The sequence below is a fragment of the Streptococcus sp. Marseille-Q4154 genome, from assembly GCF_916700545.1.
In the GTDB taxonomy this organism is placed as follows: domain Bacteria; phylum Bacillota; class Bacilli; order Lactobacillales; family Streptococcaceae; genus Streptococcus; species Streptococcus infantis_I.
In genome coordinates this window covers 200,038-212,997 of sequence record NZ_CAKAKN010000002.1, presented here as the reverse complement: position 1 = coordinate 212,997, position 12,960 = coordinate 200,038, and the positions used below count along the sequence as shown (strand labels likewise).

14 protein-coding genes are annotated in these 12,960 nt (G+C 40.3%); 13 read left to right on the top strand and 1 reads right to left on the bottom strand.

Annotated features, from left to right (window positions below):
* The first annotated feature begins 118 nt into the window (after positions 1-118).
* From LG369_RS06215 to whiA, 11 genes are all read left to right on the top strand, one after another.
* The gene (locus LG369_RS06215) at positions 119-1,855 is read left to right on the top strand and encodes an ABC transporter ATP-binding protein (RefSeq protein ID WP_225750622.1); all 1,737 of its coding nucleotides are present in this window, start codon (positions 119-121) and stop codon (positions 1,853-1,855) included.
* Between the two features lie 10 nt (positions 1,856-1,865).
* Positions 1,866-3,647 carry an ABC transporter ATP-binding protein gene (locus LG369_RS06210; protein WP_225750621.1) on the top strand — a complete coding sequence of 594 codons (1,782 nt, stop codon included), beginning with the start codon at positions 1,866-1,868 and terminating at the stop codon, positions 3,645-3,647.
* 149 nt (positions 3,648-3,796) lie between these two features.
* Complete coding sequence (locus tag LG369_RS06205; RefSeq protein WP_225750620.1) at positions 3,797-4,315, top strand: Dps family protein; 519 nt, start codon at positions 3,797-3,799, stop codon at positions 4,313-4,315.
* A gap of 127 nt (positions 4,316-4,442) precedes the next feature.
* A complete protein-coding gene (locus tag LG369_RS06200) occupies positions 4,443-4,949 on the top strand; it encodes a dihydrofolate reductase (protein WP_049527536.1) in 507 nt (168 codons plus the stop codon).
* The gene (locus tag LG369_RS06195) at positions 4,949-5,119 is read left to right on the top strand and encodes a hypothetical protein (protein ID WP_000442255.1); all 171 of its coding nucleotides are present in this window, start codon (positions 4,949-4,951) and stop codon (positions 5,117-5,119) included. The genes LG369_RS06200 and LG369_RS06195 overlap by 1 nt, the downstream gene beginning before the upstream one ends.
* 31 nt (positions 5,120-5,150) lie before the next feature.
* A complete protein-coding gene (clpX, locus tag LG369_RS06190) occupies positions 5,151-6,383 on the top strand; it encodes an ATP-dependent Clp protease ATP-binding subunit ClpX (RefSeq protein WP_225750619.1) in 1,233 nt (410 codons plus the stop codon).
* A gap of 8 nt (positions 6,384-6,391) precedes the next feature.
* Positions 6,392-6,979, top strand: coding sequence for a ribosome biogenesis GTP-binding protein YihA/YsxC (gene yihA, locus LG369_RS06185; protein WP_049504729.1), 588 nt, complete (start codon positions 6,392-6,394; stop codon positions 6,977-6,979).
* A 9-nt stretch (positions 6,980-6,988) separates the two neighbouring features.
* Complete coding sequence (locus LG369_RS06180; RefSeq protein ID WP_001140424.1) at positions 6,989-7,369, top strand: RidA family protein; 381 nt, start codon at positions 6,989-6,991, stop codon at positions 7,367-7,369.
* 51 nt (positions 7,370-7,420) lie between these two features.
* Positions 7,421-8,311: an RNase adapter RapZ gene (rapZ, locus tag LG369_RS06175; RefSeq protein WP_049504730.1), complete on the top strand. Its 891-nt coding sequence runs from the start codon at positions 7,421-7,423 to the stop codon at positions 8,309-8,311.
* A complete protein-coding gene (locus LG369_RS06170) occupies positions 8,308-9,285 on the top strand; it encodes a YvcK family protein (RefSeq protein WP_225750618.1) in 978 nt (325 codons plus the stop codon). The genes rapZ and LG369_RS06170 overlap by 4 nt, the downstream gene beginning before the upstream one ends.
* Positions 9,282-10,193 carry a DNA-binding protein WhiA gene (gene whiA, locus LG369_RS06165; protein ID WP_225750617.1) on the top strand — a complete coding sequence of 304 codons (912 nt, stop codon included), beginning with the start codon at positions 9,282-9,284 and terminating at the stop codon, positions 10,191-10,193. The genes LG369_RS06170 and whiA overlap by 4 nt, the downstream gene beginning before the upstream one ends.
* A gap of 32 nt (positions 10,194-10,225) precedes the next feature.
* On the opposite strand, the gene LG369_RS06160 is transcribed toward whiA, so the two are convergent.
* A complete protein-coding gene (locus LG369_RS06160) occupies positions 10,226-11,194 on the bottom strand; it encodes an NAD(P)/FAD-dependent oxidoreductase (protein ID WP_225750616.1) in 969 nt (322 codons plus the stop codon).
* Between the two features lie 132 nt (positions 11,195-11,326).
* On the opposite strand from LG369_RS06160, the gene cdaA reads away from it, so the two are divergent.
* Positions 11,327-12,184 (top strand): diadenylate cyclase CdaA, encoded by an 858-nt coding sequence (gene cdaA / locus LG369_RS06155; RefSeq protein WP_225750615.1) that lies wholly within the window; start codon positions 11,327-11,329, stop codon positions 12,182-12,184.
* On the top strand, positions 12,171-12,950 hold the full coding sequence (locus LG369_RS06150) for a YbbR-like domain-containing protein (protein WP_049494704.1): 780 nt from the start codon (positions 12,171-12,173) through the stop codon (positions 12,948-12,950). The genes cdaA and LG369_RS06150 overlap by 14 nt, the downstream gene beginning before the upstream one ends.
* Positions 12,951-12,960 lie beyond the last annotated feature (10 nt).

Below are 12,960 nucleotides of genomic sequence, written 5' to 3'. Positions count from 1 at the left end.
AATATCTGAGACAGACAGTTCCCTCCCACGAGGTTAAGACTGCCTGTCTTCTTTTTAGTAAAAAGGCGTGCGAAAGCACGCTCTTTTCTGCATTTTGAATGAAAAAGAAAGGAGAATTATGCTTTATATTTGGTCTTATCTCAAACGTTATCCCAAGTGGTTAGTGTTAGACTTCTTCGGAGCTATTTTCTTTGTGATTGTCAATCTTGGGCTACCGACTGTTCTTGCGCGCATGATTGACCAGGGGATTAATCAAGGTAATGAAGAAAAGCTCTATTTTTGGGCTATCGTCATGTTGGTTATTATCGTCTTGGGGACATTTGGGCGGGTTGTTCTATCCTATGCTGCTAGTAAACTGACCACAAATATGGTTAAGGACATGCGGAATGATGTCTATGCTAAGCTGCAAGAGTATTCTCATCACGAATATGAACAAATTGGTGTTTCTTCATTGGTGACTCGTATTACCAGTGATGCCTTTGTCCTTATGCAGTTTGCAGAGCAGACGCTTAAGTTGGGTGTTATCACTCCCATGATGATGCTGTCGAGCATTCTCATGATTTTCTTGACTAGCCCTTCATTAGCTTGGATTGTCGCTTTTTCCGTTCCTTTTCTAGCTGTTGTAGTTTTTTATGTGGCAGTCAAAACGCGTCCTTTATCTGAAAAGCAACAGAAAACACTGGACAAGATTAACCAGTATGTTCGTGAAAATTTGATGGGTCTACGAGTGATTCGTGCCTTTGCTCGTGAAGATTTCCAAGAAAAACGTTTCGAAGAGAAAAATGCAATCTATGCGGATAATTCGAATCGCTTGTTCAAATTAACTGGTTTGACGGAACCACTTTTTGTGCAAATCATTATTGCCATGATTGTAGCTATCGTTTGGTTTGCCCTTGATCCACTGAAGCATGGAAGTTTGCAGATTGGGGATTTGGTGGCCTTTATCGAGTATAGTTTCCACGCTCTCTTGTCCTTCCTTTTCTTGTCAAACCTCTTTACCATGTATCCTAGAACGGCCGTATCCAGTGAACGCTTGAAGGAAATCATGGATATGCCGATTTCCATTGATCCAAATGAGGACGGAATTCAAGAAACAGAAACCCATGGTTATCTAGAATTTGATAATGTAACCTTTGCCTATCCTGGGGAAACAGAAAGCCCTGTTTTGCATAATATTTCCTTTACTGCTAAACCGGGAGAAACCATTGCTTTTATCGGTTCGACTGGGTCAGGTAAGTCTACTCTAGTTCAATTGATTCCTCGTTTCTACGATGTTACGCTAGGGAAAATTAAGGTCGATGGTGTTGATGTCCGAGATTACCGACTCAAATCACTCCGCCAAAAGATTGGATTTATTCCACAAAAAGCCTTGCTCTTTACAGGGACTATCGCAGATAATCTCCGTTACGGAAAAGAGGACGCCAGTCATGAGGACTTGCACCAAGCAGCTGATGTAGCCCAAGCCAAGGACTTTATCGAGAGTCGAGAAGAAGGTTTTGCAACTCATCTGGCTGAAGGGGGAAGCAATCTATCAGGTGGTCAAAAGCAACGCTTGTCGATTGCCCGCGCAGTCATCAAGGGGCCAGATATCTATATCTTTGATGATTCCTTCTCAGCCTTGGACTACCGTACAGATGCTATCTTGCGTCGTCGTCTCAAGGAAGTGACTCAAGATGCTACGGTATTGATTGTTGCGCAACGTGTTGGAACCATTATGGATGCGGACCAGATTATCGTCCTTGATAAGGGCGAAATCGTTGGTCGTGGACGTCATGAAGAATTGATGGAAACTAATGACATCTATCGAGAAATTGCTGAGTCGCAGTTGAAAAATGCGTCTCTGACAGAAGAATAGGAGGTAAAGGATGAAACAACAATCTAGTCTAGCTCGTCTATGGAGCTATTTAAAAGCCTACCGTTTCTCTGTTTTCTTTGCAGTCTTCTTGAAAATAGTCAGCGTCATTATGAGTGTTATCGAGCCTTTCATATTGGGGCTTGCCATCACAGAATTAACTAGCAATCTCCTTGCTATGGCAAATGGTGTTGCAGGAGCGGGTATCAATACCAGCTATATCGCAGCAATTCTAGTGTTCTATCTCTTGCGTGGTCTTCTCTATGAGTTGGGTTCTTACTACTCAAACTACTTTATGACCAATGCTGTGCAGTCTATGGTACAGGATTTGCGAAATGAAATGAGTGAAAAAATCAACCGCATCCCTGTGTCTTACTTTGACAAGCACCAGTTTGGAGATTTGTTAGGCCGTTTTACCAGTGATGTAGAGACTGTTTCAAATGCCCTTCAACAATCCTTCTTACAGATTGTCAATGCAGTCTTTACCATTCTTTTTGTTATGGGAATGGTGCTCTATCTAAATCTTCAGTTGGCTATCATTGTTATCTTGTCGATTCCGATAACTTATTTTGGGGCTAAAACGATTCTGAATCGTTCGCAACCATACTTTAAACAGCAAGCAGCCATTCTGGGACAAATGAATGGATTTGTACAGGAAAGCTTGACAGGTTTCAATGTTCTAAAACTTTTCGGACGTGAAGAAAACTCTCAAGAGAGATTTGAAAAGATTACGGATGAATTGCAACAAGTCGGATTCAAGGCTAGCTTTATTTCAGGATTGATGATGCCTGCCCTTCATATCGTGTCTGATTTAACTTACTTAATTGTTGCAGTATTAGGTGGATTGCAGGTTATCGCAGGCCGCTTAACCATTGGTAATATGCAGGCTTTTGTTCAGTATGTGTGGCAAGTCAGCCAACCAATCCAAAATATTACTCAATTAGCAGGACAAATGCAAAGTGCTAAGTCTTCGCTTGACCGTGTCTTTGAAGTTCTAGATGAACAGGAAGAAGTCCAAACCGCTGAACTGAAAGAACTAGCACCATTGACAGGTCAAGTTAGTTTCAAAAATGTCGATTTCCAATATGTGGAAAACAAACCATTGATTCGCAATTTTAATTTAGATGTTGAACCTGGAGAGATGGTAGCTATCGTTGGACCTACTGGAGCAGGGAAAACAACCTTGATTAACCTTCTCATGCGTTTTTACGATGTGACAGCTGGTGCCATTTTAGTGGATGGCCAAGATATTCGTGACTTGTCTCGTCAGGACTATCGTCGACAGTTTGGTATGGTCCTACAGGATGCCTGGCTCTATGAAGGCAGTATCAAGGAAAATCTTCGCTTTGGAAATCTTGAGGCAACAGATGACGAAATCGTTGAAGCAGCTAAGGCTGCCAATGTAGACCACTTTATCCGCACTCTTCCTGGCGGTTATAACATGGAAATGAACCAAGAATCAAGTAATATTTCTCTTGGTCAGAAACAGCTTTTAACCATTGCGCGTGCCCTCTTGGCAGATCCAAAAATTCTAATCCTTGATGAAGCGACATCATCAGTTGACACCCGTTTAGAACTCTTGATTCAAAAAGCTATGAAGCGTTTGATGAAGGGAAGAACAAGCTTTGTCATTGCACATCGACTTTCTACGATACAAGAAGCTGATAAGATATTGGTCCTTAAAGATGGGCAGATTATCGAACAAGGAAATCATGAAAGTCTTTTAAACGCAAAAGGTTTCTATTATGACCTTTATCAAAGCCAATTTTCGAATAAAAACGGAGAAAATAGCTAGGATAAATAGCCACTCATTTTCTTAAATTATCAGTCAATTACAACTTTTTTAATATGGGTTAATTTTCTTGCTTTTGTCTACTAGGTGTAGTATACTGAGGTAGTAATCAATAAATATGGTTACAAAAATAATATTATGAGGTGAGAAAAATGGTTGAATTGAAAAAAGATGCATTAAAAGATGTAACAACATTATCTAAGACAGCTCCTGAAGCGCTAGTAAAAACAAAGGAAGTCTTGAATCAAGCCGTGGCTGACTTGTACGTAGCGCATATCGCTCTTCATCAAGTTCACTGGTACATGCGTGGACGTGGTTTTATGGTATGGCATCCTAAGATGGATGAATACATGGATAGCCTTGATGGTTACCTTGATGAAATCAGCGAACGCTTGATCACTCTTGGTGGCAAACCTTACTCTACTTTGACAGAATTCCTTCAACACAGTGAAATCGAAGAAGGAGCTGGAGAGTTCCGTAACGTAGAAGAAAGTTTGGAACGTGTCCTTGAAATTTATCGTTACCTTATCACTCTTTTCCAAAAAGCATTGGATGTAACAGATGAAGAAGGTGATGATGTAACCAATGATATCTTCGTTGGTGCTAAAGCTGACCTTGAAAAAACAGTCTGGATGCTTGCAGCAGAATTAGGACAAACACCTGGTTTGTAAGATACTGTATTTTTCTAAAAAACCGTAGAAATTTTCTACGGTTTTTTTCTATTCAGGAGGGCATTCCAAAACAGTCTTTTTTGAAGATTTTTGATAAAATAGAACTATCAATGAAAAGGATGAAAGCATGACAAAGAAAATCGTAGCCATTTGGGCTCAAGATGAAAAGGGTGTAATCGGGAAAGAGGATCGTTTACCTTGGCATTTGCCAGCAGAGTTAAAACATTTTAAAGAAACAACCTTGAATCATGCCATTTTAATGGGTCGTGTAACCTTTGATGGGATGGGTCGACGATTGCTTCCAGGACGTGAAACCTTGATTTTGACGCGTAATCCCGAAGAAACAATCGATGGTGCTCTGGTCTTCCAAAATGTTGAGGATGTTTTAGACTGGTATCATCATCAGGATAAAAATCTATACATCCTTGGTGGCAAGCAAATTTTTCAGCTTTTTGAACCTTTCTTAGATGAGCTTATTGTGACACAAATTCATGCTCAAGTTGAAGGGGATACCTATTTCCCAGAAGATTTTGACTTGACTGCTTTTGAAACTATTACAAGTAAATCTTATAGCAAAGATGAAAAAAATGCCTATGATTTTACCATCGAATATAGAAAGAGAAAGGAAGTCTAATGGAGCGCAGTATTTTTGGATTTTTTACAGCTCTTTTGTGTGCTGTCTGTCTAGTAGCTGGAACACACGCTTTTCGTAAAAAGCGCTTTGGACTTGCTACTCTGCTTTGGCTTAATGCTTTTACAAACTTGGTGAATAGCATTCATGCTTTTTATATGACCTTATTTTAGATAGAAAGAATAGTTAGAACGGAAGGGAATCATGCCTACAAATAGGAAAAATGATATGATGGTTTATTGCTCATTTTGTGGCAAAAGCCAAGAAGAAGTTAAAAAAATAATTGCTGGGAACAATGCCTTTATCTGTAATGAATGTGTGGAGTTGGCCCAGGAAATTATTCGTGAGGAGTTGGCTGAGGAAGTTTTGGCGGACTTGTCTGAGGTACCAAAACCAATCGAACTCCTAAACATTTTGAACCACTATGTGATCGGTCAAGATCGTGCCAAACGGGCTCTGGCAGTGGCTGTATATAACCACTACAAACGCATCAATTTCCATGACACTCGTGAAGAGACTGAAGATGTGGATTTGCAAAAGTCAAACATTCTAATGATTGGCCCAACTGGATCAGGGAAGACCTTCCTTGCTCAGACTCTTGCTAGAAGTTTGAATGTACCTTTTGCTATTGCTGATGCAACGGCTCTTACTGAGGCTGGTTATGTAGGTGAGGACGTGGAAAACATTCTCCTCAAACTCTTGCAGACAGCTGACTTTAACATTGAACGTGCAGAACGTGGGATTATCTACGTCGATGAGATTGATAAGATTGCTAAGAAGAGCGAAAATGTTTCCATCACACGTGATGTTTCTGGTGAAGGTGTGCAACAAGCCCTCCTTAAGATTATCGAAGGTACAGTAGCAAGTGTTCCTCCTCAAGGTGGACGCAAACATCCACAACAAGAAATGATTCAAGTAGACACCAAGAATATCCTCTTCATCGTGGGTGGAGCCTTCGATGGCATCGAAGAGATTGTCAAACAGCGTCTTGGTGAAAAAGTTATCGGTTTCGGACAAAATAGCAAGGCTATTGACGAAAACAGTTCTTACATGCAAGAAATCATTGCAGAAGATATTCAGAAATTCGGTATTATTCCTGAATTAATTGGACGCTTGCCTGTCTTTGCAGCCTTGGAGCAGTTGACAGTGGATGACTTGGTTCGCATTTTGAAAGAGCCAAGAAATGCCTTGGTTAAACAATACCAGACCTTGCTTTCATATGACGATGTTGAGCTTGAATTTGACGATGAGGCTCTCCAAGAGATTGCTAACAAAGCTATTGAACGTAAAACGGGTGCTCGTGGTCTTCGCTCAATCATCGAAGAAACCATGCTAGATGTTATGTTTGAAGTTCCAAGTCAAGAAAATGTGAAAACAGTTCGTATCACAAAAGAAGCAGTTGATGGAACAGCTAAGCCAATCCTAGAGACAGCCTAGAGGTGACTATGGAAATCAATACACACAATGCTGAGATTTTATTGAGTGCTGCCAATAAGTCCCACTATCCGCAGGATGAACTCCCTGAAATTGCTCTTGCAGGACGCTCAAATGTTGGTAAATCGAGCTTTATCAATACCATGCTCAATCGTAAAAATCTAGCTCGTACCTCTGGAAAGCCAGGGAAAACACAACTACTTAATTTCTTTAATATTGATGATAAGATGCGTTTTGTAGATGTGCCTGGTTACGGTTATGCCCGTGTGTCCAAAAAGGAACGCGAAAAATGGGGACGCATGATTGAGGAGTACTTAACCACTCGAGAAAATCTTCGAGCAGTGGTTAGTCTCGTTGACCTTCGTCATGATCCGTCAGCAGATGATGTACAGATGTACGAATTTCTTAAATATTATGAGATTCCTGTCATCATTGTGGCGACCAAGGCAGACAAGATTCCGCGAGGTAAATGGAACAAGCACGAATCAGCCATTAAAAAGAAATTAAACTTTGATCCAAGTGATGATTTTGTCCTCTTTTCATCCGTAACAAAAGCAGGAATGGATCAAGCTTGGGATGCTATTTTAGAAAAATTGTGAGGAATACATATGGCAAAAACAATTCATACAGATAAAGCTCCAAAGGCAATTGGGCCTTACGTTCAAGGAAAGATCGTTGGGAACCTTTTGTTTGCTAGCGGTCAAGTTCCTTTATCTCCTGAAACTGGAGAAATCGTAGGAGAAACGATTCAAGAACAGACTGAACAAGTTTTGAAAAACATTGGAGCTATTTTAGCAGAAGCAGGTACAGATTTTGACCATGTTGTTAAAACAACTTGTTTCTTGAGTGATATGAACGACTTTGTACCTTTCAATGAGGTATACCAAACAGCCTTTAATAAGGAATTTCCAGCTCGTTCAGCTGTGGAAGTAGCTCGTCTTCCTCGCGATGTAAAAGTCGAAATTGAAGTCATCGCTGAGATTGGATAAGCGAGTTGAAGTTTGGTTCTTCCAAACTTCTTTTGATATAAGGAGACTATGATGACAATGAAACAACTTCACCTGGTGATTGTAACAGGGATGAGTGGTGCAGGGAAAACTGTAGCCATTCAATCCTTTGAAGATTTAGGATATTTTACTATTGATAATATGCCACCAGCTCTATTGCCAAAGTTTTTGCAGTTGGTAGAGACCAAGGATGACGACCACAAGTTAGCCCTAGTGGTGGATATGCGAAGCCGCTCTTTCTTCTCAGAGATTCAGGCTGTCTTGGATGAATTGGAAAATCAAGATGATTTGGACTTCAAAATTCTCTTTTTGGATGCTGCTGATAAGGAATTGGTGGCACGTTATAAGGAAACTAGAAGAAGTCACCCTCTTGCAGCAGATGGTCGTATCTTGGACGGTATCAAGCTGGAACGTGAACTCTTAGCTCCATTAAAAAATATGAGCCAAAATGTGGTTGACACAACAGAGTTAACTCCTCGTGAACTTCGCAAGACTATTGCAGAGCAATTTTCGGACCAGGAACAAACGCAGTCTTTCCGTATCGAGGTCATGTCATTTGGGTTTAAATACGGCATTCCAATTGATGCCGATTTGGTATTTGATGTTCGCTTTTTACCAAACCCTTACTATCTGTCAGAACTTCGCAATCAGACAGGTGAAGATCAGGCAGTTTATGACTATGTCATGAACCATGAGGAATCTGAAGATTTCTACCGTCATTTGTTAGCCTTGATTGAACCAATCCTACCAGGCTATAAAAAAGAAGGCAAATCAGTCTTAACTATTGCGATTGGTTGTACTGGTGGTCAACACCGAAGTGTTGCTTTTGCGAAACGATTAGCCAATGATTTAGCTAAAAAGTGGCCTGTAAACGAAAGTCATCGTGATAAAGATCGAAGAAAGGAAACGGTAAACCGTTCATGAGAAAACCCAAAATTACGGTGATCGGTGGAGGAACCGGAATCCCTGTTATTTTAAATAGTCTACGGGAAAAAGACGTCGAAATTGCAGCCATAGTAACCGTTGCGGATGATGGTGGTTCTTCAGGTGAATTGCGTAAGAATATTCAACAGTTGACACCTCCAGGGGATTTACGTAATGTCCTTGTAGCCATGTCAGATATGCCAAAATTCTATGAAAAGGTCTTTCAATACCGTTTTTCAGAGGATGCAGGTGCTTTTGCAGGTCATCCATTAGGAAACATTATCATAGCTGGATTATCTGAAATGCAGGGTTCGACCTATAATGCCATGCAATTGCTGAGTAAATTCTTCCATACTACAGGGAAAATTTTCCCATCAAGTGACCATCCTTTGACACTCCATGCTGTCTTTAAAGATGGTTCAGAAGTAGCTGGGGAAAGTCACATTGCAGATCATCCAGGTATGATTGACCATGTCTATGTGACAAACACTCTGGATGATGAAAAGCCACAGGCAAGTCGCCGAGTTGTCAATACTATTCTTGAGAGTGATATGATTGTTTTGGGACCGGGATCGCTCTTTACATCCATCTTACCAAATATTGTTATTGAAGAAATTGGACAGGCTCTTCTAGAGACTAAGGCAGAGGTTGCCTATGTCTGCAATATTATGACTCAACGTGGAGAAACGGAGCATTTCTCAGATAGTGATCACGTAGCAGTCTTGCATCGTCATTTGGGCCGTCCATTTATCGATACTGTCCTTGTTAACATCGAAAAGGTTCCGAGGGACTATATGGATACCAACCGTTTTGATGAGTATTTGGTGCAGGTTGAGCATGATTTTGAAGGTTTGCGTAAGCAAGTCCCACGTGTCATTTCATCCAACTTTCTACGCTTGGAAAATGGGGGAGCCTTTCACGATGGTGATTTAATCGTAGATGAGCTCATGCATATCATACAGGTGAGAAAATGAGTTTTACAGTAGCAGTAAAAGAAGAAATTTTAAGTCAGCATCACCTGAGTCGTCATGAATTGTCAGCTATTATCAAGATGTCCGGTAGTATTGGTTTATCTAGCTCTGGTTTGACCTTGTCCGTCATTACAGAAAATGCTAAGTTGGCCCGTCATCTCTATGAATCTTTCTTGCACTTTTACGGCATCAAGTCTGAGATTCGTCACCACCAGAGAAGTAATTTACGGAAAAATCGCGTCTATACTGTATTTACGGATGAGCGAGTCCAGGAACTTTTAGCAGATTTGCGTTTGGCCGATTCTTTCTTTGGTTTGGAAACAGGTATTGATCCAGATATTTTAGGAGATGAGGAAGCAGGTCGTGCCTATCTCTGTGGTGCCTTTTTGGCAAATGGGAGTATTCGGGATCCTGAGTCAGGCAAGTATCAGTTAGAAATAAGTTCTGTTTATCTGGACCACGCCCAAGGGATTGCTTCGCTCTTGCAGCAGTTCTTGCTAGATGCTAAAGTGATCGAACGAAAAAAGGGGGCAGTGACCTATCTTCAGCGAGCGGAAGATATTATGGATTTCCTGATTTTAGTGGGAGCCATGGAGGCGAGAGATACTTTTGAAGGCGTCAAGATTCTCCGAGAAACTCGCAATGATCTCAATCGTGCTAATAATGCAGAGACAGCAAATATTGCTCGTACGGTTTCTGCGAGCATGAAAACCATCAACAATATCAGTAAAATCATAGATACCGTTGGTCTAGATAGCCTACCAGTAGATTTGCAAGAAGTAGCACATTTGCGTATCCAACATCCGGACTACTCTATCCAGCAATTGGCAGACAGTTTGACAAATCCACTCACCAAAAGCGGTGTCAATCATAGATTACGAAAAATCAATAAAATTGCTGATGAACTATAAAACCACGAATCCTAGGATTCGTGGTTTTTTTCTTATAGACTTGTTGAGTGTTTTGGTTGCACTTTTTGTTGAGGGTCAATGTAGTTAATAGCATTGTTGACAGCAGTTGGTGCTTCACCAAGACCTGTTGCAATCAAGTCAATCTTACCTTCATAGTAGCAGCAGTCACCGATAGCGTAAATTCCAGCTTGGCTTGACTCTTGCTTGCTATTGACAATAATCTTATGGCGATTCAGTTCTAATCCCCAGTTTTTAAGATTACCAACTGATGATTTGAAGCCATAGTTGACAAAGAGGTGATCGAGTTCAATAGTTTCAGTCTCATCGGATTTGACTTTTGTGATTTCAAGCTTGTCAAGAGTTTTTCCATCTCCAAGAAGTTGACTTGGTACAAATGGTGTTTTGATGCTAACAGATGATTCTTGAAGGGCTTGGACACTATGTTCGAGAGCCCGGAAGTTATCTCGACGGTGAACAAGTGTAGTTGGAGCAATCTTTTCAAAAGCTAAGGCCCAGTCCACAGCAGAGTCTCCTCCACCCAGGATGGTTACTTTCTTGCCAGCATATTGTTGAATGTTAGAAACGTGGTAATGGATATTTTCATAACTATCAACACCTTCTAATTCAAGTGGACGTGGTTTAAAGGCACCTCCACCCATAGCGATAATGACAGCTTTACTACTATGAATACCTTTAGTAGTTGTTATCTTAAATACATCATTCTCTTTTTCAATGTCAAGAACAGTTTCATTGAGATGTGCTGGTGTATCAAAACCTTTTAGTTGTTCTAAGAGGCGATTAGTTAGTTCTTCACCAGTGAGATTTGGGAAACCTGGGACATCAAGAATTTGTTTTTCAGGATAAAGAATGGCAGGTTGGCCACCTAATTGAGGAAGAGAGTCAATGATTTGTACTTTAGCTTGACGTAAATTTGCATAAAAGGTTGCGAAAAGACCAACTGGGCCACCCCCTATGATGGTAATATCATATAATTCAGACATGGTTTCTCCTTATTTCATTTTTATCATTTTATTCTATCATATATTCTGCCAATTTAAAATGAGGTAGGGGGGAGAAAATTTCCATTAAAAATGGTATAATGAAGAGAAGCTTTTTTGGAGAGGGGACACAGGATGAATTTTCAGCAATTATCTAATCTTCAATACTGGTCTAGTTTGTTTTCCAGTCCTTGGAGTATTGCGATAAATGTGATTGATATTCTAATCGTCGCTTATATCTTATATCAATTTACAAAATCAATTGCAGGAACCAAGATTATGATTCTGGTTCGAGGCGTTTTAGTTTTTATCTTAGCTCAGATTGCGGCTAATTTTTTGGGCTTGACGACTATTTCCTGGTTGATTAACCAATTGATTACCTATGGAGTTATCGCAGCGGTTGTTATCTTTTCTCCAGAAATTCGGACAGGTTTGGAACGATTAGGTCGAGCTACGGACTTCTTTTCAAATACTCCTATGAGTTCAGAAGAGCAAATGGTCCAGGCTTTTGTAAAATCGGTTGAGTATATGAGCCCGCGAAAGATTGGAGCTTTAGTAGCTGTTCAACGTGTGAGAACCTTGCAGGAGTACATCGTTACAGGAATTCCTTTGGATGCTAAGATTTCTGCTGAGTTATTAATTAACATCTTTATCCCTAATACGCCTCTCCATGACGGTGCAGTCATTATCAGTGGAGATCGGATTGCAGTAACTTCTGCCTATTTACCACTGACTGAAAACACAGGTATTTCCAAAGAGTTCGGAACTCGTCACCGTGCAGCCATAGGTTTATCAGAAGTTTCAGATGCCCTTACTTTTATTGTATCTGAAGAAACTGGAGGTATATCCATCACCTATAACGGTGTCTTCAAACATGATCTAAGTTTGGAAGAATTCGAGGAAGAACTACGTCGTATTCTGATACCTAAGGATGAACAAGAACTAAGCTTAAAAGAACGTCTATTAGGAGGCTGGAATAATGAAAAGAAATAGTCTTTATATCATCTCCTCACTCCTCTTTGCATGTGTCCTGTTTATCTATGCAACATCAATCAATTATCAAAACAATACCAACGCAAGACAAACTAAAACTGAAACCTATACCAATACAGTAGTCAATGTACCGATTGATATTCAGTATGATAGTGAGCAATATTTTATCAGTGGTTTCAGCTCAGAAGTAACGGTATTTTTGACGGGTTCGAATCGAGTCACCTTGGCTAGTGAGATGCAAGAGAGCACTCGTAAATTTAAAGTGACTGCTGATTTGACGCAAGCTACAGAAGGAACGATTGAAGTTCCCTTGACCATTGAAAATCTTCCAAGTGGTTTGACAGCTGTAGCAACACCACAAAAGATCACAGTCAAGGTTGGTAAGAAAGTTACTCGAGATAATGTACCTGTTATACCTCAAATTGATTCTAGTCAAATTGATGAGAAGATTATAATCGAACGTGTGACTGTTTCTGATGAAAAAGTTTCAGTAACTAGTGATGCGGATACACTATCTAAGATTGATCGGATTGTTGCAGTTTTACCAACGAGTGAACAGATTACAGGGAACTATTCTGGATCAGTTCCTTTGCAAGCTGTTGATAAAAATGGAGCTGTCTTACCAACAGTGATTACACCTTTTGAAACTACTATGAAAGTAACGACCAAAGCTGTAAGAACAACAAGTAGCACAACCACAACAAGTAATACTTCATCTACTGAAAACTCTTCAACGACAGCAGCAGAGACGAAGTCAGAATCTTAAAATAAATATT

Coding starts and splice junctions, on each gene's coding strand:
- cdaA (WP_225750615.1), top strand. CDS start 11,327: ATGAATTTTCAGCAATTATCTAATCTTCAATACTGGTCTAGTTTGTTT.
- LG369_RS06150 (WP_049494704.1), top strand. CDS start 12,171: ATGAAAAGAAATAGTCTTTATATCATCTCCTCACTCCTCTTTGCATGT.
- LG369_RS06200 (WP_049527536.1), top strand. CDS start 4,443: ATGACAAAGAAAATCGTAGCCATTTGGGCTCAAGATGAAAAGGGTGTA.
- LG369_RS06205 (WP_225750620.1), top strand. CDS start 3,797: ATGGTTGAATTGAAAAAAGATGCATTAAAAGATGTAACAACATTATCT.
- LG369_RS06170 (WP_225750618.1), top strand. CDS start 8,308: ATGAGAAAACCCAAAATTACGGTGATCGGTGGAGGAACCGGAATCCCT.
- LG369_RS06215 (WP_225750622.1), top strand. CDS start 119: ATGCTTTATATTTGGTCTTATCTCAAACGTTATCCCAAGTGGTTAGTG.
- yihA (WP_049504729.1), top strand. CDS start 6,392: ATGGAAATCAATACACACAATGCTGAGATTTTATTGAGTGCTGCCAAT.
- LG369_RS06180 (WP_001140424.1), top strand. CDS start 6,989: ATGGCAAAAACAATTCATACAGATAAAGCTCCAAAGGCAATTGGGCCT.
- LG369_RS06210 (WP_225750621.1), top strand. CDS start 1,866: ATGAAACAACAATCTAGTCTAGCTCGTCTATGGAGCTATTTAAAAGCC.
- clpX (WP_225750619.1), top strand. CDS start 5,151: ATGCCTACAAATAGGAAAAATGATATGATGGTTTATTGCTCATTTTGT.
- rapZ (WP_049504730.1), top strand. CDS start 7,421: ATGACAATGAAACAACTTCACCTGGTGATTGTAACAGGGATGAGTGGT.
- LG369_RS06160 (WP_225750616.1), bottom strand. CDS start 11,194: ATGTCTGAATTATATGATATTACCATCATAGGGGGTGGCCCAGTTGGT.
- LG369_RS06195 (WP_000442255.1), top strand. CDS start 4,949: ATGGAGCGCAGTATTTTTGGATTTTTTACAGCTCTTTTGTGTGCTGTC.
- whiA (WP_225750617.1), top strand. CDS start 9,282: ATGAGTTTTACAGTAGCAGTAAAAGAAGAAATTTTAAGTCAGCATCAC.